Below are 25765 nucleotides of genomic sequence, written 5' to 3' on the forward strand. Positions count from 1 at the left end.
TGCTCGCGTCACTCCGCCGGCAGAATAACCTTCCGATTGCTGTTTTCCCCAGATTTTTTGATCCCTTTTTTAAAGGGGAAATCCGGGGATAAGCATATGCTTCCGATGTAGCTTTCTTTCAGAAAGCTTTTAGGCGAACGCTTCGCTTCTTCAGGATACTTCTGCCCTCTACGTTTCAAGAAAACTTTTGTTAAACTGTTAGTGAATTAGGGGGAAAGAAAAACCGCCGGGTAATGGAAGTATCCATTTACCCGGCGGTTCGTTCTGACTATAACTTATTCTGATTTCCAAATTACATTTTCACCATAGTTTTTACCCCAGTTATACATCGCATGCAGCACGGGCATCAGGCTCTGTCCGTGATCCGTCAACGTATATTCCACACGAGGAGGTACTTCTGCATACACCTTGCGCTCAATTAGCTTGTCTTCCTCCAGCTCACGCAACTGGTTGGTCAGCATCTTTTGGGTAATATGAGGAATCAATCGCTTCAATTCACTGAAACGTTTGGTGCCTTCAAGACCCAGATGCCATAAAATAATCAGTTTCCATTTGCCGCCAATCACAGCAAGGGTCAATTCTTTCTCACAGTTGATCTCTTTCAAGTTGATGCGTTCCTTGACTTCGGCTGCCATGGCTCCGAGCCCCCTTTTCTTCCACTTAATCTTTTATCACTAAAATGCATTTCGCATATCACAAGAACAATCCGCAATAGGAGAACTTGCCGCTCTCTTGTATCATATAACGGGTTCATTGGTTCGATACAGCTTGTATACATTCTACTACAGTACAACCCTGATGTTAAGCAGACCCGAATCAGACCACAGACAACGATAGCAGAAAAGACCGGAACTCCCACTTGTTTAAGGGAATTCCGGTCTTCGATCTATAAGTTGAACTAATGAATATTTACACTAACCACTCCGATGACAGAACAATCTTCCGATCGCTGTTATGCCCAGATTTTTTCATCCTCTTTATCAAAAGTGAAAATCTGGTCATAAAGGCGAAGCGTATGCTTCCGATGTAGCTTTCTTTCAGAAAGCTTTTAGCTCCGCTTCTCCAGCTTATTTCTGTCCTCTACGTTGTTGTGTAGATGTTTAGTTCAACTTATAGATTCTAATTCATGAAGTCTATGGCATATGGTCTATTCCAGGTTCGCATGACGCCCAAACATGTCTGCTCCAGTCATACTCTTCATTTCCATCATGGTGAGCACCAGTGCATCCAGGCTCAGCAGCAGCCCCTGTTCAAACAGGGAGCCCATCGGCTGAATGGTCACTTCGGCTCCGGCGCTCGCTGTATCCTCTTTGGCAGAAGCTGGAAGACGAACCACGGTATCTGACAGCTGTCCAATGGTGGACTCTAGTTTAATGGTGATCAGACCCACAGGAGCACCTGCTTTATTGGCCTTCTGAGCCATTGCTGCCAGACTGCCTGTCTCCCCAGAGCCTGAGCATAACAAGAGGAAGTCTTTCGGAGAGATTCCTGGTGTAACGGTCTCCCCAACTACATATACCCGAAGACCCATCTGCATCAATCTCATGGCAAAAGCCTTTCCCATCAGACCGGATCGGCCTGCGCCTGCGACAAAAACCTGTTCGGCAGCCAGAATATGTTCCGCCATGGCCTGCATCTCCGAGTCGTCGATCTGGCTTAGCGTACGTTCCAGCTCCTTCAAGATGTCCACTGCGTATTGCCCTGTGCTCATCTGTCTTACCCTTGTTGAACCAGACGTTGCATCTCAGCTGCTACTTTGGCTTTGTCTGCTTGGCCCGTAATGCCGCCACCCACAATCACCAGATCCGGTTGTGCCTTGATCACTTCAGGCAATGTTTCCAGCTTGATGCCACCAGCGACAGCCGTTTTAGCGTTTTTCACAGCAGCTTTGATCGTTTGCAGATCTTCGAACGGGCTTTGTCCTTCAGCTTGCAGGTCATAACCTGTGTGTACACAGATGTAATCTACGCCAAGCGAATCAACTTCACGAGCACGCTGTTCAAGGTTAGGCACGTTGATCATGTCCACAAGAACTTGTTTGTTTTGTTTCTTCGCTTCTGCTACTGCACCTTTGATCGTACTATCATTCGTTGCCCCAAGCACAGTGATCAGATCCGCACCAGCTTCAGCTGCTTTCATGATTTCATAACCACCAGCGTCCATAATTTTAAGGTCTGCAAGAACTTGCAGATTAGGGAATGCTTCTTTCATCGCTTTTACCGCGTGCAAACCTTCATTAATAACGATCGGCGTACCAATCTCAACGATATCAATATATTGTTCAACTTCTTTAACAAGTGCAATACCTTCAGGGATGTTTACCAAGTCCAATGCCAATTGCAATTTCACGATTCATTTCTCCTTTATTGTTCGAGTATGAGTATATATCCTGTAAAGGATGTTAAAATATTTAGCCTGCACCGTACAGCCAGTTCAGATGCATGCAATGTTTGTCATGGCTACTCATTCATTGTAGAGCCTGACTATCCGATCAGGAAGTACGCACTTTGAAGTCAGGTAGTTACTTGCACGATACTATTGATTAAATTACATTGTTATATGAATCGAAATCTTGAAAATAAGTTATCGTCCACAATCCACATATGAGATCACCCGCGAATTCCTGTGCTCTTCTCATCAAAAAAGACCCCGCCACAAGGACAGGGTCTTTCCAAAGCTTCAGGTCAACAAGATCACATATATTGATCCTGAAAACTTATTTAAACTTTTCGGTTAATCATTCAAATCCTTGGTTTACAGATAAACAGGTTTCACGCATACCGGCTTGGATACACCTGTGCTGTGACCTGTGTATTTCAGACGCCCGCTCTCCTGATCTACTGTAAAGGAAACGAGATTGTTGGTATCGCGGTTAGCTGCAATCAGCAGTTTGCCATTCGGAGTCAATGCAAAGTGACGTGGGTGTTCACCCTCAGCAGATACATGCTCAACCAATTTCAAATGTCCTGTTTCAGCGTCTACTGCAAATACCACGATGCTGTCATGCCCGCGGTTTGAACCGTATACGAAACGACCATCGTTTGATACGGCGATTTCAGCTGTTGTGTTTTCACTGCCGTCATAGCCGTCAGGCAATGTGGACACGGTAGAAACCTCTGTCAATGTGCCTGCTGCTGCATCATAACGGAAAGTTGTAATGGAAGAATCTACCTCGTTAATAACATAGGCGAATTGACCGTTCGGATGGAACGCCAAGTGACGAGGTCCTGCACCCGGATGTGTTTTGGTTTCACTGTGCAGTACGAGTTCATTCTTGTCTGCATCAATGGAGTAGATTGCGATTTTGTCCGCACCCAGATCCTGTACCATCATGTATTTGCCATCCGGGCTGAAGAATGCAGAATGGACGTGAGGCTTGTCCTGACGCTCAGGATGCGCACCTTTGCCTTCATGTTTCTTCTCATCCAGAAGCGCTCCAACTTCACCGTTATCCGTCAAGGCTTGAAGACCCACCAGACCACCATGGTAGCTGGAAAGGATCAAGTAACGTCCGGAAGGATCACGTTGGATATGACATGGTGGAGCCGAAATGGAGTCATGACGATTCAGCAATGATAATTTTCCTGTAGAAGGATCAATGCTCAGAGCTACAGCTTCAGACATTTTATTACCTTCGGCAGACACCGTCTCACCGATCGCATACAGTTTGTTACCTTCAGCATCCACGTTTACAAACGTTGGATTTTTCACGCCGGAGATGCCATCAAGCTTGGAGAGGTTACCTGTATCCTCATTCAATTCATATGCGTAAATGCCCTCATTTTCCGCTTCGGCATAAGAGCCGACCAATACGAGCAAGCGTTTTGATTCACTCATTACAGTTTCCTCCTCTATGTGTATGTAATCTGGTTGCACCTCTTCTATAATAAATCTGCCATATCAAAATAGCAATCCACCGCCCCTGTGCAGCCATCAAACAAGTGCCCTCAAACATATGCTCATGAAATAAGCCAACACCAATATCCATTCCGACAAAGGTCAACTTCTGCTATGATAAAATAGGTTTTTCATCCAGAAAGGACTGAATTCGGTTGTTTAATTCGTTTCTGCTTACGTTATATCATGTATTTCTGCCGATATCACTTCCCGTGATCGGAGGCATATTGTTAAAACGCTTCAAAAATTGGGATACTCGGCCGCTGTCGACCTTTTCCCTCTATATTTTGAGCCCTGCGCTTATCTTTGATACACTGCTGCATGCTGATATTACATGGACAGACGTAACCGGCACATTCTGGTTCTCCATCATCAATCTGATCGCCCTGTGGGCACTGGCTGAACTGCTGAGCCGAGTATTCCATCTTGGGGCAAGCGAAAAAGCGGGACTCACCCTTGTCTCCACGTTTACGAACTGCGTGAATTATGGGCTCCCGCTTGTGTTGCTTGCCTTTGGACAGCTTGGATTGGATAAGGCTTCGGTATATGTCATCGGACAGATGATCATTGTAAACACGGTAGGTATCTTTTTTGCTGCCAGATCCGAATTCACGGTCAAAAATGCGATTCTGTCCGTCTTCCGTATGCCTTCCATCTATGCTGCTGCGATAGCCATCATCCTGCGTGCATCCAATCTGAGCTTACCAATGGCACTGGATGGAGGCGTCTCCATGCTCGCAGCCGGTTACTCTCCTATCGTACTGGCCATTCTCGGTGCACAGATGCTCAGACCACGTGGTGCGGTGGAACCTTGGAAACCTAATGTTCGCAAAGCGTTCTGGACTGGACTTGTAGTAAGGCTTGCCGCAGCACCAGTACTTTCGTATCTAATCCTAACCGCACTTCAGATAGAAGGAACGTTATTCAGTGTGTTGCTGATCTTGGCTTCCATGCCAACCGCAGTGAACGCAGTCATTTTGGCCGAGCAATTCAATGCATCTCCGCAGTTTGTGTCCCGCTGTATTCTATGGACAACCGCTGCCTCCATGGTCATTCTGCCGATTATGATTGTGATGTCTTCCTGATCAGCACGGAAGCAGAAGTTGGAGACATCGCTGCCTGCTTGCGTTTCTCCAACCGGCGTTCAAAGCGACGGTTGAGTGCTCTGACATAGAAGAATTTGACGACAAAATAAGAAATCACACCCAGGATGACTCCAAAGACGGACATGCCTGCGAGAATATCCAAACCACCCAGCAATAGTTCGCTTAATGCGGACCAGTTGCCGCGAAACAGCTCCATAAAGGCACTCTCATGAACAAGCCCCTGCCCCATACTGTGCGCCGGCAATATCCAGGAACCAATTTGCTTGGCAAGCGGCATCAATATGATGGGCAGGAATGTTAGCTTGCCGACCACGTTGCCGACAATAGCCGCTGGCAGCGAGCCACCGGACAAACGTACAATTGGATAGAACACGAGATAAACCAGTGATGCAGTGGAAATAACAATCAGTTCCAAACCAAAACCCAAAGCAAATCCGGTAGATACTTTATGTGCCCCGCCGGGAGCACGTAACAATTTGAGAAAATTAAGCTTCAAAGCACGTGTTAAACGCGCAAAACGTGAGTTTTTGCTTTTCTGTAGGTTCATACCGAACTTCCCCTTATCTTACACAAATGACGGCTCAAGCCGCCTATTCTTCAGTATATCACACCGCGTTAACGCCTGCTGTTATTATCACTGGCTGTGTCTGGATGGCAACGTTACCTGCCACCGCTCTGGAGATCATGCAGGACTCTTCTGCTTTATGTGCCAGGCGCTCTGCCTTCGTCACATCAGCATCAGATGCATCGGCTTTGAGCACAATGCGAGGTCTGTGTATGATCCGTTCGTACGTAAATATATTATTTGTAACATCCACCGTCGCTTCGGACTCCAGTGTCAGCTCATTCGGTGTAATATCCGATCGCTCCAGCATTGCTGCCAGCGTAATCAAATAACAGGTAGACGCTGCACCCAGCAGCATTTCATCTGGATTGGTTCCGGTGCCCGGGCCACCCATCTCCTGTGGAATCGAAATAACTGTTTTTAACCCACCTGCATCAATATGCCCTTCACTGTTACGTCCACCATTCCAAGTAGCTTTCAGATGAAAAGGATGTTTCATTATATTCATTCCTTTCTAATTAGACACGGACACATGCTATGGATTGTTCATTCAATGCACTAACCTGTTCTTCAGCTAAGCCTAGATCAGTTATTACTTTTTCCACACTGCTGAGTTCCGCCACTCTTGTAAAAGCCTGCACGCCAAACTTGCTCGAATCCGCCAGCAATATAACTTCATCAGCTATGCTGATCATCTTCTGCTTCACCAGCGCCTGCAATTCATTCGACTCACTGATGCCCTTGGTCAGATGTACACCTTTGCAGGATAAGAAAACTTTATCCACATGATAAGCATCAAGCGACCGTTCAGCTAGCGGCCCTACAAACGATAGGGACTTCGAAGCAAGCTGCCCGCCTGTCGCGATTACACGGATCTGTTCCTTGTTACTCAGCTCCGCTGCGACCTTAATGGAGTTGGTCAACACTGTGAGTGGGATGTTTGGCAGTCCAGCAGCCATATACCACGCCGTTGTACTGGCATCCAGTGCTATCCGGTCACCAGGCTCTACCATTTTCACCGCTTCGTCCGCAATTCTGCGTTTCTCTTCTGCATGAGTTACAGCCCGCTCCGGATAAGGGATTTCCGACTGCCCCTCTTCTTTATATTTTACGCTGACAGCCCCGCCATGGGAACGTCTGAGCCTTCCTGCCTGCTCCAGCTTGTCCAGATCACGACGGATCGTCTCTTCCGTCACACCGCAGCGCTCACTAAGCTCGGTTACGCGCATGCTTCCCTGCGCATCTACCCATTCCACAATTTTCTCATAACGTTCAGCCACGAGCATCTTCATTCACTCCAAACCGTTGATTATCCAAGATGAATCCTGTTCATCCCATCATACCACAGTGACCCCGGAAGGAGAATTTCATCAAGGGCGCAGAGGGTGCAAAAAAGAGGGAGCTTACGCTCCCTCTATTTCGAATGAAATTGTGTCTTATTTATCGTCAGCCATAGGGAACCAGCCCGGGGTGTGAATAATTGCATTCCACAAACCGTCAGGGATAACCAGACGTTCCTGATCCGATTTGGTGAGAATCGTCTCGATATCTTCCTCACGTCCGCTTTCGATTTTCTCAACCCAGTCAGGTTCGATAATCAGCTCACGACCGATTGCAAGCAATGCCACACCACTTTGAAGAGCTTCTGCTGCCTCATCTGCGGTATGGATGGCTCCTACGCCAATCACAGGCACTTTACCACCAACACGGTCAAGGATAAATTCAATTCTGGAGCGAGTATCTGCCTCTCCTCGTCTTGGCTTGGACCAGAACTCGTTGACGGATACATGCAGGTAATCCAGATTTTTATCTTTCAGCGCATCCACCAATGCATACGTCTCTTCCATGGTCAATCCCGGTGTTTCCGGCTCTTCTGGTGAGAAACGGTATCCAACGATAAACGGCAGTTTCGTATGTGTAGCTACAGCCTTCTGGACTTCATCCACTACAGCCAGCGGGAATGTGAGACGTTTCTCGATGCCTCCACCCCAACGATCTTCACGTCGGTTGGAATGCGGAGAGAAGAACTGCTGGATCAAATAACCGTTCGCACCATGAATCTCAACACCATCGAAACCAGCTTCAATGGCGCGGCGGGTTGCTTCCCCAAAGTCCTTGATGATGGACGTAATTTCGTCGTCAGACAACTCTCTTGGTACAGGAGATCCCGGACGCTCACTAGCAACAGCACTTGGAGCAGCAACTTGACCTGCTGGCACCGCTTGTTCTGGTGTGAGACGACCTGCATGGAAGATTTGGAGTACGGCTTTGGAACCTTGCTGCTTAATCGTATCAGCCAGACGTTTCAGACCGGGAATAAAGCTGTCGTCATAACTACCAAATTGAGCCGGAAAACCAATTCCATTCGGAGTTACATGAGTAACCGCTGTAACAGACATACCCGCACCGCCAGTACGACGTGCATAATAAGCAAGTTCAGCGTCTGAGACAGTACCATCTGGATTCGAGGACATATGAGTCATGGGAGCGAGCACGATCCGATTTTTCAGCGTAATGCCGCTTGGCAGTGAAACTTGTTCAAACAATGGGCTATACTTTGGATTCATTCGTGGTTCCCTCCTGATTAAATATCTCTTTTAATAGATATATGAATATATGCGTTTGCTTACTGTAATGATTATAGTTACGTTTCGCTCACATTGCAACTTTTCATTTTCCACCCATATCCATTCCATGCTTAAAGGCTCGCTGCTCCATTCACTTCCCGCCTTTTGTCCATTACACTTTTTTCTTCTTTCTCAACCCAAAAAGACGGAGTGTCTTACGACTCTCCGCCTCATAAAACTGCTTGCTCAGCTTAGAAACTGCGTACGTATGCCAGCTTCTGATCCATCTCTTCCACACATTCATAGCAGTCATGCTCATCATTGGCTACCATCGGAGTAACCGGATACAGATTCATCTCTGTACTGTTGTAGGATTTCAACAACGGCAGCAGCTGTGTCACACGTGTGTTCGCCGGATCCAGCCAGGTATTGATCTCTTCTTCAGACAGAATGGCCGGCATTTTGCTACCAAACTCCCGTGTAACCATGTTTGCCCCCGCCATCAGCATCGTGCAGGTGCGCAGTGGCTGTTTGCGTGTATCTTTCCATACCTCGTATAATCCCGCAATGCCAAACAATCCGCGATCCGGCATAACGACACGCACCGCATAGCTTTTCTTACCTTCCTGACGCCAGTAATACAAACCATTGCATGGGATAACACAACGCTTCGTCTCTACCAGCTTGTAATAGGCTGGATTCTCATGCACCGTCATAAGGTTGGCGTTGACTGCATCGCGTCCCCAGAACGGAATGAATCCCCATCGAAACTCGTCCAATACCCGCTCACCATCCTGATGCAAAATAATCGGTGTATGCTGGGTTGGGCTGATATTGTAACGGTTTTTGTAATAATACATCACCCGTTGAATCTTAAAATGATCCCTGACCTCATCCAAATCGGCTGCCAATGAAAAACGGTTACACATGCTCAGGCACTTCCTTTCCCTGCTTGAATTGAATTTGATTGTATTGTTTGTTATTGCAGGGAAATTATGCATGCTTGTATAGAAAGCATTAGTAATCGTGTGAAATCTTCCTATTTCCCACTGCCTGAGCTATAGAGAAGCCTGAACTGCTGCGGGGTCATCCCGATATCCGTCCGGAACATACGAATAAAATAACTGCTGTGTGTAAATCCACACTGAGAAGCAATTTGTTTTACGGATAGTTCCGAGTCTACAAGCATTTTCTTCGCGGCCAGAATGCGGCAGTCCAGCAGATACCTGCCGGGTGGGACACCCATGATACTCTTGAACATGCGATTAAAATAATACACGCTGTATCCCGCTATTTCCGCCATTTCAGCAAGACTTAGCGGTTGTGTGCAGTGACGACGAATATAATCGGCTGTTGAGCGGATTGTATCCTGATGGTTCAGTAAAGACGTCCCTTCGATGGACTCCGAATTTCGTGCCAATTCAACTAGCAACTCATACAGTACCGCCGACAACTTCGGTTCATGCACACTCTCATAACCTTCACCGAGCTGGCATAATTGTTCATGCAGCTCCTCGAAACGGTCCTCTCCAGAGAATGAAAAGAGCCACACTTTATCCGAATTCCGCAAGCCTAGCAGCCGCTCCAGATCGTGGGCTTGCAGATGAATCCATCTGATATCCCAGGGATCAGATGGATCGGCATTATAATGTTGCGCCTGTCCCGGCGCATATAGAAAACCTTGTCCAGCCGTTAATCGAACACTGCCCTGCTCGGTTCTCACTTCACCCTGTCCGTTGAAAACCAGATGCAAATTATACTCTCGTATTCCGTGCGGACGATGTTCCCTGTGCTCTGGATCGAGATATCTTCCGTAGGCTACTGGATAACATGCATACCCTGCATGCCCAGGCTCCGGCATAAACCAATGGTTTCGCATATGTCTTCCCCCAAAAATAGCAAGATCATGATACCCTATCGCAACATGTTATTATATTCCCCTCTCATTATCCATTATAAAATGAAATAGACTCGACACTCTTCCACAAGATGATGATAGTGGAGTCATTAAGCACGGCCTTGATCGTGCACGAAAATCATTAAGTTCCAGATCAAAGGAGAGTAACATACATGAACCAAAACCGACCTATTCAAATGGGTGTTGATTATTATCCTGAACATTGGGACCCTAATCTGTGGGAGCAGGATGCCCGATTAATGGCCGATAGTGGTGTACGTATTGTACGTGTGGGTGAATTTGCCTGGAGTCGAATGGAGCCTGCCGATGGACAATTCGATTGGACATGGCTTGATCAGGCGCTCGATACCCTTCAGCGCAATGGGCTCCAGGTGGTGATCGGTACACCAACGATGACACCACCACGCTGGCTCACTGAAAAATGTCCTGATATTCTGCCGGTCTTAGCAAGTGGACAGTTGTACCACGAAGGAGTCCGCGGTCACCGCTGTTATAACAGTCCGAGCATGCGGACGTACAGTGCACGAATTGTCCAGAAACTGAGCGAGCGATATGCAGGACATCCGGCTGTGATTGGCTGGCAGACTGATAATGAGTTCAGTTTCACGGATTGTCAGTGTACTGCTTGTTCAGAGGCTTTTCGCGAGTGGGTTCGTGCCCGTTACATTTCATTAGGACAGCTCAACCAGGCTTGGGGTACGGTTGTCTGGAGTGGAGAATACAGCGATTGGAAACAGGTGACGCCACCATATGGCGGCTCTCCGTTTCAGAATCCTTCGTTCCTGCTGGACTACTCCCGTTTTCAGTCGGATTCCATTGTGGCTTTTCAAAGCATCCAAATCGAGATTATTCGGCATAACTGTCCCGATCATTTTGTCACTCATAATTTTCATAGCTATCCGCAAAAGGCAGATCAATATAAAATCGGTCAGGATCTGGATTTCGCTTCTTTTGATTACTATCCCAACCCTTCACCGAACAAAACGGACACCGCACCTTACAGTGGTGCTTTGTCGTTAGATCTGACACGTGGCATCAAACGCCGCAATTTCTGGATTATGGAGCAACTTAGCGGACCTCCAGGATGCTGGTTTCCGATGTGGCGCACACCCCAGCCCGGCTTCTTGCGTGCTTACTCATGGCAGACTATTGCCCGTGGAGCGGATACGGTCGTGCATTTCCGCTGGCGCAGTGCCACTATAGGAGCAGAACAGTTCTGGCATGGACTAATTGATCACAGCAATGTTCCAGGGCGACGGTTCAAGGAGTTTCAGCAGTTGTGTACCGAAGTGAACAGTCTGGGTGAACGCCTTCAAGGCTCTACATTGCAGAACGAAGTCGCCATCCTGCATTCGCATGATCAGTTAAACGCTCTACGAATTCAGCCACAGGCTGAAGGACTGGAGTACTACGAAAATATAAAAGTATGGCATCGTGCCCTGACCAAATGGGGAATCAGTACAGATGTTATTCATTCCTCGGAAGCGCTGGATGGCTACAAAATCATCATCGCACCGCATTTGTATCTGCTGGATGAGAACACCGCAGAGCGTCTGCAAGCTTTTGCAGCGGATGGTGGCATATTGGTCTTAACGCATCGCACCGGTGTCAAAAACGATAACAACGTCTGTATCATGGCGCCACTTCCAGGTATGTTATCTGCTTGCTCGGGCGTGCGGGTTGCCGAATATGATCCCATCGGTGCTGACCAAATTCAGATTCGGGATGAGAAGGGCAATACATATGCTGCCTCACAATGGGCTGATGTGTTGGAACTGGACACGGCACAGGCGATTGCAGTTTATGTGGATCAATTTTACGCCGAAAGTGCAGCTGTTACCCAGAACAACTGGGGTAAAGGTGCGGTCTATTATGTAGCGACCCAGCCGGATGAAGCTTATCTGAGCCAGTTACTGCGAACCATCGCTGAACAATGTGGGCTGTCCGAGATGCAATCCCTACCAGACGGTGTCCAGGTGACAACCCGCTCAGGACCGAATGGAACGTTTCGTTTCATCCTGAATTTAAGTCCTGAAACTGTCTCCATTCCGTTGCAAGCATCATACACCAGTGCATTGGATGGAACTGTGAAAGGACCTCGATTGGAACTGGGACCGTATGATATCGAAATCTTGGAGATTCAATAATATGTAACCTCTCTGCAGTTTAAAAGAAAATGAACCACGAAAAGGCCCGGGTATGCACATCAAGTGCATCCGGGCCTTAAAGAATGGGCAGAAACAGCCTGTCCTCATTGTGTTTCTTTTTTCATTTTAATAATCCATTCAGCCAAATCCTGTGTCTGTTTCAGGAGAGCAATTGGGTCACGGAACCAAGACTGCTCCTCCGTCCATATGTACACTCTTCCATTTTTGACAGCAGGCAATGACCCCCATACAGGGTCTGCCTTTAAATCTTCAAGCTTTGATTCACTGGTCAGAATGATGTAATCGCCCGCGTATTTGGAGAGCAGCTCAATTGAAAATTCATGATAGGCGCCTTGCATCAAATCGGCAGGTACAACTGCGGGTGCCTGCAAACCAAGCAACTCGTAGATGTTACGCCCTCCTCGGCCCGACTGATTGCCAAAAATAAATACTTGGCGATCATATTCTTGCATCACAGAGAATGTAGTATCAGCTGGAACAACGTCATGCACTTCCTGCTTTATTTTAGCAATCTCTTGATCGAATTCCTCGAGCCATTGCTTCGCCTCAGCCTGTTTGCCAAGTACATCGCCAAAATAAGTGACCTCTTCCTTCAGTGTTGGGAAAGTAATCGATGCAATAGAGACTGTTGGTGCAATCTTGCTGTATTTTTCAAAAGCCGCTTTGTCTGGATTCAAGGTAATAATAAGATCTGGCTCCAGTTCCATGAGCTGTTCAATGGAGTCACCGATCGTTTCTAATCCATCCAAATGCCCTTCCAGATAAGGGCTATTCATGAGAAATTGTCCTCCAGCAATGGGTTTGACACCAAGAGCAAGAACCGTTCCCAAATAGTCAATGGCAGCGACTCGCTCTGGATGTACAGGAACCTCCACCTCTCCAAATGTTGTATTTACGGTTTTCGTTTCCATCGTTGTCGGTTGTTCGGGTTCAGCCGCAGTCTCTGGTGTTTCTGCCTCTTGCCCGGTTGTCCCACAAGCACTTAATGTAAACACAAGCACTAGTGACATGATGGCTGATCTTAACTGGTTAAACATGTTGATTTCCTCATCTCCATTGTATTGATAATGATAATCATCATCAATTAAAGGATAACGTTCTGTTCCTCCTGTTACAATGGATTCATTTGTTGCATTTACTGTACTTTTTGAAACTCCACTCGTGTTCTCCCGCTGCTTCACTCGATATTGTCCTGGAGTGATTCCCATCTCTTTCTTAAAAATACGATTGAAATAAAAAGGGTCCGGATAACCCACATAGGTTGCAATCTCTTGTAGTGAAGCCTCCGTAGCGGACAGCAGAGACCTAGCCTCTCCAATTCTCAACCGGATCAAATATTCGGTCGGTGTAACGCCGGTCTGTTCTTTGAATTTTCGTGACAAATATTGCGGGCTGTAATTCAAAGACTGAGCAAGGAAATCAAGCGAGATCGATTCACGAAAATGAGTTGTTATGTAACGTAAAACCTGATCCGTCAAAGAAAGTTGTTGACCTTCATATGCCACTCGAATCTGCTGGTTCAATACAAGCTGTATCAGTTGAAAGAAATACCCTTTCACCTGGATTAGACCCAGTTGCTCCTGTCGGGTCCAGCAAATATGTATATTCCGAACAAGTTCATGCAACTGAAGCGCAGTGTCCGGCTCTAGTCCCCAGGAACGTTCAAAGGGATTGCTCTGTAACAGCATCATCCGGTAGTCCAGAAGAACGTTGGAGGGCAGCGTTGATTTGTAGAAAATCAGATATACCTCTATAACTCCGGTTGCTTCAAGCGTCAGACGCCTTCCTTTGCCTCCATGCACCAATAGAAATCTGCCTGTAGACCACACCTCTTCATCCAACCAAATTTGACTCTTGCCATTTACATACACAAATGCACTGGTTGGTAATACATAATTTCGATAACTTTCGTTCGTTGTTAATGATATAAGACGGACATCAAGCACCCGTACCTGAACCTGATCCCACAGCTTGATATCATCCTGAATTCCCATATAGACTTCCTTTCTTAAGCGATATAACACGCCCAATGCCCAACCATTGTGACAGAGAACTCACTTATAATTGATAATGATTATCAATTATAACAATCTTGTTCATAACTTTGAAGTCCATTTCCCTTTTAGCACTGGAAAATAAAAAACCGTCGAAATCCCCCTATGGGAGATCTCAACGATTTTGCTGCTTCGTCTATAATTACAATTTGATAAAATCAGCCATGGAACGAACCTGGATGGCCCCCGCCTTGGAGACAGCACCATTAGATCCTTGCAATTTCTCTCTGGATGTAAACTTGACCTTCACCGGAATGCCAGGAATGAGGTCGAAGAAATTGTCCGAGAACACCCCTTCTGCCTCAGTAGAAATCCATACTTGTTTTGCAAGCACATCACTTTCCAAAACCAGATGCACGCCATCATTCTCAGTAACCTCAGTTACTTTAATTTGCGCTGGTTGCAGTGAAATGTCCTTTGATGGTGCAAAATAATGCTCCTGTACGATGTCGGCTACCCCATCCTGCTTCAGATCAATACGCAGCAATGTTGTTGCAGCATCGCGGCCTTCCAGCCATTCCGCCTGGCTCAATGACAGCACCTGTTGACCAGAGTTGGATGCCAGAGCGACTTCATGCTCTTCCTCACGATATACTGTGCCATCAAAGCCAATCAGGCGTACCTGGAGTTTGCCTTTCACAGGTTCAATCTGATCCGAGATGAGGTAAATATCTGTCACATCTTCCTTCGTACCATCTACCGATACCAAAATATCGCTGAAGCTGCGTTTTGCGTAATATTGCAATGCTTTCCAGCGTCCAAAGTAATCCATACCCGCCCAGGAAGCAACCGGCCAGCAATCGTTCATCTGCCAGTAGAGCGTTCCCATACAGAACGGTTTGCGACGACGGTGAGCTTCAATGGCTGTTTTCATTGCCTCAGCCTGAAGCACTTGGCTCATATAGAGGAAGGATGGGAAATCTTTCGGTTCATGCATGTACATATCCATGTATTGTTTGATCAGACGATTACCTGCCCCGTTCTTCTGATGCGCCAGCATGACTTCAGACTCCAATGCCAGATCCTCTTCCTCCGCATACTTGCGAACCGAATCGTATTCAGGGAAGGACTGGAAGCCATACTCACTCATGAAGCGTCCAACATGAACGTTGTAGTTCTCAAAGGGCTCCACATTATGCCACACACCCCAATAATGGATATCCCCTTCTGATGTGGATGGGTGAGCATGCTGTTTCTCGTCTCCCGACAGTGATACCAATGGTGAAGAAGGCCAATAATCCACACCAGGAGCATAAGCTTCAACCACTTCTGGCAAAAGATCATGGAAAATAGCTTCGTAATCCGCCCAAATGCGTTCTCTTTGCTCCACGTTGTAATCTTTTTTCCAACCCCAGCCGCCATCCTCAATGTAATGTGCCCACGCTGAATCAATCTCGTTATTGCCACACCACAGTACAATGCTTGGATGATTACGCAGACGTTTCACATTGTCAATCGCCTCATGCTTCACACTGTTCAGGAAAGCCTCGTCTCCAGGATACATGCTGCATGCAAACATAAAGTCCTGCCATACGAGCAAACCATATTCGTCACACAATTCGTAGAATACGTCTTCTTCATAGAAGCCACCACCCCATACACGGAGCATATTCATGTTCGACTCGGCAGCAGATACAATCTCATGCAGATAGCGCTCACGTGTCACTTCTGTTATGAAGCTATCATTGGGAATGTGGTTCGCACCTTTGGCAAACACAGCAACTCCGTTTAACTCAAAATAAAAGGATGCTCCCGCTTCATCTTTGTCACGAACCAGACGAATGGACCGAATACCCGTTTTTACTGTGGACTCAGCCACAGCCTGTTCGCCCTGGATCACTTTCGTATGGAAAGAATACATATGCGGGTCACCCAATCCGCGGCTCCACCACAGCTTCGGTTCATCAATGGAGATTGAAACTTCCACAGTCTGGACACCCGGTTTCAGGGTTACAACCTGCTCCCAGCTCTGTTCATCCGTTCCTACTCGAATAAGCGTTTCTATCGATTGCGTAGACTCCACTTCCACGACTGCAGTGAGCGAAGCGGAAGCAGCGGTTACTTCATTTTGTTGAATGAATACATCATTAATTCGTACGTCTGTCCATCCTTCAAGGCGTGCTTCACGCCAGATTCCACTGGTTACAAAACGTGGACCCCAGTCCCAACCATAGTGATACGGGGCTTTTCGTGCAAAAATACTCACTCTTTTGTCGCCTAGTCCCCCCACGTCAGATTGATCATTCGATGCAGGCAGGGCATATCCGAGCTTCTCCAGCTTCGGCAGATCTTCATTGATCGGGGAACGAAAACGTATTCGGAGAACGTTGCCACTTGCCTTTACAACAGATTTCACATCGACTGTCCACACCCGAAACATATTGTCTGCCGACAACACATGTTGTTCATTCACGTAAACATCTGCATATGTATCCAGACCATCAAAGACCAGCTCCAGATGCTGCTGCGACAGTAGTGCTTCATTCACATCAAATTCCGTGCGATATTCCCAGTCTTTCTTATCGACCCATTGAATTTCTTTTTCGTTAGTTCCATAGAAAGGGTCCGGTATTTTATCCAATTTCAGCAAATCCGTATGCACACAGCCGGGTACGTGAGCCGGCATCCATTCCTGATCCTCACAAGCCTTGAACGTCCAATTCTGAAAAGTCTGCGATTGTAATTTGCTCATGACAGCCTCCGTTATCATTATTGAAGTAGTTTAAAAAAACAATTTGTTAGGTTTTGTTATTATAAAAACAAATAACTTACAAAACAAAATTAACACGATATACTCAATTTAGTCAATCCGTTTTGTGGATTATTTAAATAAACATATCCGATAACAAAAAAAGACATGAAGCATACTCTCCATGTCTTCTCACCCCATGTTTATAGCGTGATGGCGTGTGTTATTTTTATCATTTCTAAATTCACGTTCGTTAGCTTCACGGCAAAATAGCATTGTACTCATCACGAATGATTAGTTCGGAATAGATCAGCTTTCTTTCAAAAGGCCCGTCCAGATGTTCCAACCGCCACAATAATTGGTCCACCGCACGTCTGCCCAGATTCTCCTTATCGATATGCATCGTAGCAAGAATCGGCTCTTCTGTACGGGTATTATCGAATCCGGTTACTGCACAGCGCTCCGGCACCTCGATGCCCCTGCTTTGGAGTGCACCAATCACAACAGCGGCCATGTGGTCGTTGGCACATACCATCACTTCGGGGATATCCTCCATCTTCATGGCGACAATCGATTCTCGAATGTGATCCAGATCAGGTCCCAGCAAATCTGCTTGCTGCGAGACCTGCAGCTGCATCTCTTCCAGTACTGAACGATAGCCGAGCCATCGCTCTCTGAAACTGGCTGCATCAGGCAATTCGCCAGCAAACTGTAGCCGTCTGTAGCCCTTTCCAACGAGCATCAAAACCAGTTCCTGCATGCATTTCATGTTATCTGTAAATATCGTATCTCCATGAATTGCCGGATCTTCATGATCAACCATCACAAGTGGAATGTGCAGTCGATAAATCTCAAGCAATACGGATGTGGAGATGGAACCTACGGTAATAATTCCGCTAATAGCTTCGGGATTCAGCACCGAAAACATACGATCCGAGGAAGGTTCCGTCAAGGTCAGGATATCCATGCCCTTCTCATTCAGGCGTGCAGATATTCCGTCAAAGATAGGACCCCAGTACAGGGAGGAACGATTCTGCGATCGAATGTTAGGAAACAAGATCAGAATAGTCCCCTGTCTATCTATCTTCATCTCCTGTTCAGCAGGGGTTTCCACTAGATAACGTTTCGGTTCCGCTTTGAAATATCCGAGCTGTCCTGCCGTCCTGACAATCATCTCCCGGGTATGTTCACTGACACCAGGTTTACCGGTCAACGCACGAGAGACTGCGAATTTGGATACCCCCGCAGCGTCGGCAATTTGCTGCATGGTTACTCTTTTGGCCATCTTTCTCACCCGTTTTTCCTTTATTTTTCATTTAGTGTAGCATAAAAAAAGAGATTCAACAAAACAAGTTATGAAAAGTTTCATTTTGTTAGGTTGAGGACTTGCTATAAATTCTTAAAATTCCTCAAATAAATAACAAAAAAAAAGTCCTCCACCACCTTCACAATGAAGTTGATGGAAGAACTCTTGCTTTATTTCTAAATTATACGCCCGGTGCTCCCTGATCTCCCAGTTCGGTCTGTAATGCTGTCCGCTTTCTGCGCCAGAATACCGGATAGGGGACTCTGATCTCTGTAATCAGAACACCAATGAGCATCAGTGCTGCACCCGCATACCCTTGCAGCGTAAGGGACTCCCCTTGAAAGCTAAAAGCAAATGCTGCGGCAAACAACGGTTCGAGCGAAAAGATCAGACTCGTTCTCGTTGGTGAAGCATGCCGCTGGGCAAGAGTCTGCAAAATGTAACCAATACCGCTGCACAGTACTCCCAGACCCAGAATGGCTGCCCAAGATTGAGGTGTGTCAGGTAAACGTGGTGTCTCCAGCACAAATGTAGCAGCCAGCCCCCACAGGGCTGCAACGCCCAGTTGCACCGTCCCCAGCGTTAGTGGATCATGCTTCGGCGTATACTTGCCAGCAATCATAATGTAGATCGCGTACATTAATGCTGCGAGAATGCAAAGGATATCCCCCATATGCAGGCTAAGCTCATGTTGAAGTGTCAACAATGCGAGCCCAATTACCGCCACGATAATACTTATCGTTAACCGCAAGTCTGGCATTCGTCGATGCAGAATTGTCGTCAGGATGGGCACAAAGATCACTGCCAAACTGATCAAAAATCCTGCCTGGGAAGCCGTTGTGCGCTGTACTCCATAAGTGATAAATACAAAGGCCGCGAATAACGCTGTTCCCATAATAGCCCCTGCTGCAAGCGTTCCTCGATCCATTCTGAACAGTCGCCGATGGAAAAGGACAGCTGCCGCAATAAAGGCAATTCCAAACCGGAAAGCGACCAGATTCAATTCCTGCATGGACTCCAGTCCTGATTTCATAAATAGATAGGATGATCCCCATATTACCGTTGCGAGCAGCATCTGCAAATCCGCTCTTCTTGATGCCTGACCTTGTGGTGCACGTACTCCGTTCATCTTGCTTCTACCTTCATTCTATGTATTGTAATCTAACCGAGGCTCTGTCGAACTAACTCGCCTTGGCAAGTATAAACGATCCCTTTGCATTATAAAAATGAATATTTATAATGATATATATGAAACGAACTCATGTATTAAATGAAGAGAGGAACGGAATCTTTCATGTCATTGGTCAAATACGAAATTTTGAATGCCGTAGTGGAATACGGCAGCCTCACCAAAGCAGCAGAAGCATTGAATATTACCCAATCAGCGGTCAGTCATGCGATCGCCAGTTTGGAGACCGAGTGTGGTTTTTCGCTGCTGAATCGAGGCCGCTCCGGTGTACGACTTACTGCTGAAGGGGAACGCATTCTGGGCTATACTCGTGAAATTCTGCGTTGGACGGAACTGATGAACCAGGAAATTTCACTAATTCGCGGCGCCGAGATTGGAACCGTTCGTATTGGCACATTCGCCAGTGTATCCACGCAGTGGCTGCCTGGCATCCTGAAGCAATTTCGCCTCCGTCATCCTGGAATCGAAATTAAGCTGTGGGAAGGGGACTACGCAGAAATTGAAGGCTGGCTGGCTGGAGGTGCCATCGATCTTGGCTTTCTGTCCCTTGGCGATTCTTCGCCTTTTGAGACGATTCCATTACAAAAAGACAGGATGATGTGCATCCTGCCTCTGGAACATCCACTCGCTACGGAGAAGGCTGTCTCATTTGATGTACTGCTGGAACAGCCCTTTATTTTGCCTAAATGGGGCGGTGATAACGAGATCGAACGGTTGATCCGACAGCATGCGGCCAAGCTGAATGTGGTCTATGAGGTCGCCGAAGATCAGGCCATCATGGCGATGGTTCGAAACGGTCTTGGCATCAGTCTTTTGCCTGAAATGGTTCTTCAACACCATACGAATGAACTCGCTCTTGTTCCACTCACTGGAAATCCTTATCGTACCATTGGCATCGCTTGCCCGTCTCTCACCAATCTGTCCCCCGCTTCACGTCGTTTCATTGAAGCGGTACAGGAATGGCTAGCTCCATCGTTATAATCGGTCCTCCGTTGACTCAACTGCCACTACTAATAAACTGTATAATGCCAATGACCAGCATGAGAATAAATACAACGGCAATCACAATTGCAAAACCAATCAGAAAGCGTACACCGGGTGAGCGTCTGTTCGCCTGTTGAGCTTCTGCCAGGTAATCCAACTTCTGCTCAAGCCGGTCAAGTCTTTCGTGCACTTGTTCTTGTTCGTGATTCGAATTCATCCAAGCCTCTCCTTTAGATTAGGTGTTATCGCTCGAATACAACAGTTCTAATCCCATACTCGATCCAGTTGATCTGCATAGAAACGGATGGCTCTGCTGTAGTCGTTTATTCCCTTATCCTTTGATGTATCGGCCAGTTGTACAAGCAGCCGTCTCATAGCCTCCGCATGCTCGCCCAGATTGTAGAGCACCATGGCAAGAAAAACTTCAAATTCCCGGTTCTCCGGGAATTCACTTAACCCCTTTTCAAACCAGGCCTTCGCCTGCTCGTACTGCCCCAGAGTCCGATACGTGCTGCCAAGTCCAAGTATGGCACCTGTCCTGTCCTCAACCGGAAGCCGAAGACTTAGAGCCTTCTCATAATGCGGTACCGCTTCCCGCTCCAGTCCAAGTGAATCATGAGCCCAAGCCAGCTGGTACCAAACTTGTGCATTGTCCGGTTCCTGTAACGCCAGTTCCTGCAGCAGCTCTATCGCCTCCTGCATTTTCCCCTCCGTTCTCAAGAGGATAGCCTGCTGTAAATCATTCTTCTACTCCACTTCCCATTCTTCCAAAATCATTTTCCATAGTATAATTATAGCAAAAAAACACCCCGAGAAGTACGCCCGGGACAACCAGAGGTTGTCCAAGCCTGTTCTACAGCGTGCTTTTTCGTAAGATGCCACAGCTAACTCGGCGTCTTCATATTCGAATATTTCACAAACATACAAAAGTGATGAATTGCTCAGGACCAGGTTGTATTTGCCACCATGACAATGAATACAACCATGAGATAATTGACGGAGATCAGAAAGTTAACCTTGGCCCATTTCTCATTATCCTGAGTTTTCAATCCGCTTAATGTATGGACAAACCAGATCAGACCACCAATAACGGATACAAGCAGAAACACAAGTCCAACGTAGTTGTAGTAATACAACAGAAATACAGCAGGAAGCAACAGAAACACGTAAGGAATCATCTGCACCTTTGTACGCTTCACACCTTTGACTACCGGCAACAGTGGGAAACCGGCTGCACGATATTCTTCCACCCTGCGAATCCCGAGTGACCAGAAGTGAGGTGGCTGCCACAGGAATAACAGCGCAAACAGCAACCAGGCACCTACATCAATCTGATTGGTTACCGCACAATAACCGATTACAGGCGGCATAGCCCCCGCAATTCCACCCAATGAAGTACTCCAGGTCGAACTGCGTTTGAGCCACATCGTGTAGATCACGATATAAGCAAACCATCCGAGCAGTGCCATCCAACCGGATAACGGATTGACCAGGAAGTAGAGCAGTACAAAACCGGCCACTCCAAGAACAATTCCATACCCCAATACAAACTTGGGTTTGAGATGATTGATGTAATCAATCCGTTTTTTGGTACGCTCCATCTTCTGATCCAATTCACGATCCCAATAGTTGTTAATGACACAAGCCGAAGCGATGACCAAGGTTGATCCAATCAACACCATGAGCAGAGATACCCAAGAGATATCCCATTTTGAAGCGACCCAGAACCCTACCGCTACCGCAAACACATTCAGCCGCAAAAGTCCGGGTTTCGTTAACGCAATCATGTCTTTAAGCATGAGAAGCCTCCTGAACTATGTAAAAACACCATTCCTATAATGATACATGTACATACCATGAATTACAATCTCCTTCATGAATTTGTCATAACCAAAAAGCATCCCTGCCGGTTCAACGGAACCGGAGGAATGCTTAACCGTTGCATTTTAATCTAAAGTTATGGAATGTACTGCTGTACAATTTTGGTCACTTTGCCATCCTGCACAGTGAGGTGATATGGGAATACGGACAGATCGAGAATATTGGTATTCTCATACAAGGATTCGAATTTGCTGAGCGCCACTGACTCATTCCATTGAATGTTGGTACCCGACACTGTTCCATCACGATCATACAACTGCATCAACACTTCAGCATTAGCACTTACTTCTACTTTTTCCTGCTCTTTGCTGTCATTGACAATATAATAACCATCAGGAGCACCATCTATACCGGAGTCCGGATTGCGTTGTTCAAAAACTTTATCAGCCTCTGCACCTTGATACCAGCCAATCTTGTCCACAATCAAGTACAATTTACCATCCTCATGCTGTATGTCTTCCACATACGCTGTAAACATCTCAGAGTTTGCAGCCTGCGCTTTGGCAGAAGCCTGTACAGAGTCTGAGCTCTCCTCAGCGTTCGCTGGTGTAAGCAAATATGTAGCAAGCACAATCATGCCAAGCAATGCAACAGCCGCACCCAGCATTCGTAATTTCCATTGTTTCGCCGCGTTCTTCATAGGCAGCATCTCTCCTTATTATGAACGTTACTATTCCTTAACCGGAAGGCTTTCTCTTCAAACGCTCATATGAATATTTAATCTTTCTTTCTACTCTCCCTATCATACTGGGTGTACACACTGTAAAAGTATCAGCCAGATGAAAAATAGTTACAATAGATGTCATCAAAAAAAGAGACCCCAAATGCCACGGCATCCAGAGTCTCTATTGGCTTAGCTTTAGTTTCAGCTCAATCTTAATGATTCGGGGTTGAACCTTGTGCTAGACGCACCAGCATATGAGCCAGCATATGGCGTTCTTCCTCTTTCCCGACATTCCACAGTTCTTGCAGCAACTTCTCTTCACGGTTACGCGGCTCTTCCCGGGCTGCCAAATAGTCGGCTACTTTCTCGGCGATTTTGGCCATCTGCTCCTCACCCAGTCCAATCGATTCTCCCATTGCAATTCGTTTGCCGAGATATCCTTTAAAGGCATCAAAATTCTGTAAAATCTGTTCCCGTTCCTCCGGCGCAATCTTATCAATCGCATTGTCTACTTTGTCCGTTGAAACTTGGCCATCTTTATGGATAACATGATTTTGTTCATTCATCTGAAAAACCTCCTTGAGTATAATCGCTTTGTGGAATGTAAGCAAAATGCTTAATCATACCAGGTTATCTATAATATAAACTTCTCGCTGGAGATTAATCAGACCATTTCTATCCTTTATCCATTTACTGCTTCCTCAGAAATGCTTCGTAATCGCCATACTACCAGAGCTCCCCACATATACAGTATGGCACTCAGATAAAATAATACATCGATCGTCAGCCAATCAATCAGCACACCGCCAACAATAACCGCAAATCCAGACGCGGCGGATGTCCAGAAATGATAGTTACCTACAGCTGGGCCTCGTTGCCCAGCCACCGTATAATCGGCGAGCAGCACCCGTTCACTCATTCGCTGCATCGCATTGCATATCCCCATCATCATTTGCAGCAGCAGCACCCAGATATAGGATATGACCCATGGAAAGGCAATCATGGCTGCAGCCATCCCCATCGAACTTACAATGAGCCACTGCTTGGCGTGTCGATCCATCCGGGGAGCGAGCCATTGTGAAGCAGCAGCCGAGCTGATTGTAAATACGGCAAAGGCAAGCCCATATTTGGAGAAGCTGTTACCCAGATTTTTGAGAAACAAAAGATAATACGGATAGATCATGCCCGAAGCGAGCGTAACAATACTTTGAGATCGAACAAGCCACTTGATATTCATGGATGATTTCCTCCATACTGCTCCATAAAATAGTTCATAAAAAGATGATTGGGGTCAATTTTTTCTTTAGCTGCAAAAAACTCATTCTTTCGTGGATAGGCCTGTTCGAATTGCTCTGAAGTTGCATAACCTGCATAGGGCAGATAATATGTTCCGTTATAACGAAGGACGACATCTATCAGCTGCTGCATACTGTCCTTGAACTTCCCTTGTTCTTCCTCGGACAATGAAGCGTGAAATAAACAGACAAGACCAAACATATCCTGCGTCGCATAGGAAAGCACAGCTTCTTCATCGTGTTTCACATACCTGACTGTAATGTTAAGCAGATCCAATTGCTCCTGTGATACGATCTCACCCATCTCCTGAACAAATGCGGGAAAGGCTTCAACCGGAATAAAATATTCCTGCAGCAGATCATTTTCACCCGGCTGATGATACTCCATGAAGGCAGACGCAGAAGCCATGGCATTATTGCGGCTGAGCCTCTTGCCATCTTGTGACTCGAAGTACCGCTGCTGCAGCGGCCAAAACCAGGCCCGCCCCCATTCGAATTCACGATTCAGGTTGAACAGAAGTTTGCTGGGAAGCACGCCCCTTTCACGTTCATCCAGATGATTATAATCATCCAGTGAAACCGTTGGATCAGAGGCATAATTCAATGCATACATCTCGCGAAAGTAGCCTGCACCAGGCTGAACTGAAATTCGGGCCAGATGCATTCGCATCATCGGATCTCCCAGGACATTCTTTTGAAAATAAGACGGATACTCCTCAACCTGCACCTGATCAGTTGTGAGACGGTAGACTTCGTCATCCGTTAACGTCAACGTAACGTCCAGAATCACGCCAAACAGTCCGTAACCGCCGAGAACAAGCTGGAAAAGCTCGGCATTCTCGGTGCGACTGACTAGCCGAATCTGACCATCTGCTGTCAAGAGATGAAAGGAATCGACACTTTCAATCAAGGAACCCTGCTGAAGTTCACGACCGTGTGCATTTACACTGATAGATCCGCCTACGGTGAAAATATTTTGGGACTGCATATTTTTGACCGCCAGTCCATATGGGTTAATGGCTCGCTGTACATCAGCCCAGGTCGCCCCAGCCTGCACACACACCTTTTTGGCATCGATATTGACTTCCAGCACTTTGTTATACGAGGTCATGTCTATGACAATGCCATCTTTATAATAGGTGTGTCCTCCCTGACTATGCCGCTGCCCGGCAATCGATATCGTCAGGTTCCGCTCTCGGGCGTCCCGAAGAAGTTCAACGAGCTGCTGCTCTTCATGACCTTCAACTACACGTTCAACCTTAACCGGATGAAGGCGGCTGTAGTCGGTAATCAGATACGGATTCTGATCATCGCTATCCGTTCTCCAATATGTCCACATACATAAAATCAGAAGTAACAGGAGCATGCTCATTTTTTTGACCAGATGAACCCCTCCCCTAACACTTAGCGTTTCAATTTGATTCAATTGGTTAATCGTTTACATATAGATTACAAGGATTGGATATGTTAAGGAACACCTTA

24 protein-coding genes are annotated in these 25765 nt (G+C 46.6%); 3 read left to right on the plus strand and 21 right to left on the minus strand.

Going from position 1 to position 25765, the window contains the following annotated elements:
• Positions 1–275 precede the first annotated feature (275 nt).
• The 4 genes from ACR1R9_RS14865 to ACR1R9_RS14880 form a co-directional block, all read right to left on the minus strand.
• Positions 276–635 carry a winged helix-turn-helix transcriptional regulator gene (locus ACR1R9_RS14865; protein WP_076289676.1) on the minus strand — a complete coding sequence of 120 codons (360 nt, stop codon included), beginning with the start codon at positions 633–635 and terminating at the stop codon, positions 276–278.
• A gap of 512 nt (positions 636–1147) precedes the next feature.
• Positions 1148–1711 (minus strand): 6-phospho-3-hexuloisomerase, encoded by a 564-nt coding sequence (gene hxlB / locus ACR1R9_RS14870; protein ID WP_433923297.1) that lies wholly within the window; start codon positions 1709–1711, stop codon positions 1148–1150.
• Positions 1712–1716: 5 nt separating this feature from the next.
• Positions 1717–2349: a 3-hexulose-6-phosphate synthase gene (hxlA, locus tag ACR1R9_RS14875; RefSeq protein ID WP_090993813.1), complete on the minus strand. Its 633-nt coding sequence runs from the start codon at positions 2347–2349 to the stop codon at positions 1717–1719.
• Between the two features lie 405 nt (positions 2350–2754).
• Positions 2755–3837, minus strand: coding sequence for a lactonase family protein (locus tag ACR1R9_RS14880; RefSeq protein WP_175381259.1), 1083 nt, complete (start codon positions 3835–3837; stop codon positions 2755–2757).
• Between the two features lie 215 nt (positions 3838–4052).
• Here ACR1R9_RS14880 and ACR1R9_RS14885 point away from each other — a divergent pair, with 215 nt between their 5' ends.
• Positions 4053–4982 carry an AEC family transporter gene (locus ACR1R9_RS14885; RefSeq protein ID WP_076289672.1) on the plus strand — a complete coding sequence of 310 codons (930 nt, stop codon included), beginning with the start codon at positions 4053–4055 and terminating at the stop codon, positions 4980–4982.
• Here ACR1R9_RS14885 and ACR1R9_RS14890 read toward each other — a convergent pair.
• The 6 genes from ACR1R9_RS14890 to ACR1R9_RS14915 all read right to left on the minus strand — a co-directional run bounded on the left by ACR1R9_RS14890 (position 4960) and on the right by ACR1R9_RS14915 (position 10014).
• A complete protein-coding gene (locus ACR1R9_RS14890; protein WP_076289671.1) occupies positions 4960–5550 on the minus strand; it encodes a DUF2062 domain-containing protein in 591 nt (196 codons plus the stop codon). The genes ACR1R9_RS14885 and ACR1R9_RS14890 overlap by 23 nt on opposite strands.
• Before the next feature lie 58 nt (positions 5551–5608).
• Entirely contained in the window at positions 5609–6067 is a 459-nt protein-coding gene (locus ACR1R9_RS14895; RefSeq protein ID WP_076289670.1) for an OsmC family protein, read from the minus strand.
• A 19-nt stretch (positions 6068–6086) separates the two neighbouring features.
• Positions 6087–6854 carry a DeoR/GlpR family DNA-binding transcription regulator gene (locus ACR1R9_RS14900; protein WP_076289669.1) on the minus strand — a complete coding sequence of 256 codons (768 nt, stop codon included), beginning with the start codon at positions 6852–6854 and terminating at the stop codon, positions 6087–6089.
• 150 nt (positions 6855–7004) lie between these two features.
• Positions 7005–8135 (minus strand): NADH-dependent flavin oxidoreductase, encoded by a 1131-nt coding sequence (locus ACR1R9_RS14905; RefSeq protein WP_433923296.1) that lies wholly within the window; start codon positions 8133–8135, stop codon positions 7005–7007.
• Positions 8136–8386: 251 nt separating this feature from the next.
• On the minus strand, positions 8387–9064 hold the full coding sequence (locus tag ACR1R9_RS14910; RefSeq protein WP_063563320.1) for an SOS response-associated peptidase: 678 nt from the start codon (positions 9062–9064) through the stop codon (positions 8387–8389).
• Positions 9065–9174: 110 nt separating this feature from the next.
• The gene (locus tag ACR1R9_RS14915; RefSeq protein WP_433923295.1) at positions 9175–10014 is read right to left on the minus strand and encodes an AraC family transcriptional regulator; all 840 of its coding nucleotides are present in this window, start codon (positions 10012–10014) and stop codon (positions 9175–9177) included.
• 191 nt (positions 10015–10205) lie between these two features.
• Here ACR1R9_RS14915 and ACR1R9_RS14920 point away from each other — a divergent pair, with 191 nt between their 5' ends.
• Positions 10206–12200: a beta-galactosidase gene (locus tag ACR1R9_RS14920; RefSeq protein WP_433923294.1), complete on the plus strand. Its 1995-nt coding sequence runs from the start codon at positions 10206–10208 to the stop codon at positions 12198–12200.
• Positions 12201–12304: 104 nt separating this feature from the next.
• On the opposite strand, the gene ACR1R9_RS14925 is transcribed toward ACR1R9_RS14920, so the two are convergent.
• From ACR1R9_RS14925 to ACR1R9_RS14940, 4 genes are all read right to left on the minus strand, one after another.
• Complete coding sequence (locus ACR1R9_RS14925; RefSeq protein ID WP_433923293.1) at positions 12305–14215, minus strand: AraC family transcriptional regulator; 1911 nt, start codon at positions 14213–14215, stop codon at positions 12305–12307.
• A gap of 202 nt (positions 14216–14417) precedes the next feature.
• A complete protein-coding gene (locus ACR1R9_RS14930) occupies positions 14418–16967 on the minus strand; it encodes a beta-mannosidase (protein WP_433923292.1) in 2550 nt (849 codons plus the stop codon).
• A 256-nt stretch (positions 16968–17223) separates the two neighbouring features.
• Positions 17224–18249, minus strand: coding sequence for a LacI family DNA-binding transcriptional regulator (locus tag ACR1R9_RS14935; RefSeq protein ID WP_326066250.1), 1026 nt, complete (start codon positions 18247–18249; stop codon positions 17224–17226).
• Positions 18250–18451: 202 nt separating this feature from the next.
• A complete protein-coding gene (locus ACR1R9_RS14940) occupies positions 18452–19399 on the minus strand; it encodes a DMT family transporter (RefSeq protein ID WP_433923289.1) in 948 nt (315 codons plus the stop codon).
• A gap of 165 nt (positions 19400–19564) precedes the next feature.
• On the opposite strand from ACR1R9_RS14940, the gene ACR1R9_RS14945 reads away from it, so the two are divergent.
• Positions 19565–20440, plus strand: a complete 876-nt coding sequence (locus ACR1R9_RS14945) for a LysR family transcriptional regulator (RefSeq protein WP_076289660.1) — start codon at positions 19565–19567, stop codon at positions 20438–20440.
• 16 nt (positions 20441–20456) lie between these two features.
• Here ACR1R9_RS14945 and ACR1R9_RS14950 read toward each other — a convergent pair whose 3' ends face one another.
• The 7 genes from ACR1R9_RS14950 to ACR1R9_RS14980 form a co-directional block, all read right to left on the minus strand.
• Positions 20457–20660 carry a hypothetical protein gene (locus ACR1R9_RS14950; RefSeq protein ID WP_076289659.1) on the minus strand — a complete coding sequence of 68 codons (204 nt, stop codon included), beginning with the start codon at positions 20658–20660 and terminating at the stop codon, positions 20457–20459.
• Positions 20661–20707: 47 nt separating this feature from the next.
• The gene (locus ACR1R9_RS14955; RefSeq protein ID WP_433923708.1) at positions 20708–21169 is read right to left on the minus strand and encodes a tetratricopeptide repeat protein; all 462 of its coding nucleotides are present in this window, start codon (positions 21167–21169) and stop codon (positions 20708–20710) included.
• A 215-nt stretch (positions 21170–21384) separates the two neighbouring features.
• Entirely contained in the window at positions 21385–22242 is an 858-nt protein-coding gene (gene cyoE / locus ACR1R9_RS14960; protein WP_433923288.1) for a heme o synthase, read from the minus strand.
• Positions 22243–22400: 158 nt separating this feature from the next.
• Complete coding sequence (locus tag ACR1R9_RS14965) at positions 22401–22964, minus strand: hypothetical protein (protein ID WP_083678925.1); 564 nt, start codon at positions 22962–22964, stop codon at positions 22401–22403.
• Positions 22965–23200: 236 nt separating this feature from the next.
• The gene (locus ACR1R9_RS14970) at positions 23201–23554 is read right to left on the minus strand and encodes a DUF3243 domain-containing protein (protein ID WP_072732493.1); all 354 of its coding nucleotides are present in this window, start codon (positions 23552–23554) and stop codon (positions 23201–23203) included.
• Between the two features lie 116 nt (positions 23555–23670).
• Positions 23671–24225 carry an MFS transporter gene (locus ACR1R9_RS14975; RefSeq protein ID WP_433923287.1) on the minus strand — a complete coding sequence of 185 codons (555 nt, stop codon included), beginning with the start codon at positions 24223–24225 and terminating at the stop codon, positions 23671–23673.
• Positions 24222–25622: an FAD-binding oxidoreductase gene (locus ACR1R9_RS14980; protein ID WP_433923286.1), complete on the minus strand. Its 1401-nt coding sequence runs from the start codon at positions 25620–25622 to the stop codon at positions 24222–24224. The genes ACR1R9_RS14975 and ACR1R9_RS14980 overlap by 4 nt, the downstream gene beginning before the upstream one ends.
• Positions 25623–25765: the final 143 nt, after the last annotated feature.

This window comes from Paenibacillus taichungensis (genome assembly GCF_050994985.1).
GTDB lineage: Bacteria > Bacillota > Bacilli > Paenibacillales > Paenibacillaceae > Paenibacillus > Paenibacillus taichungensis.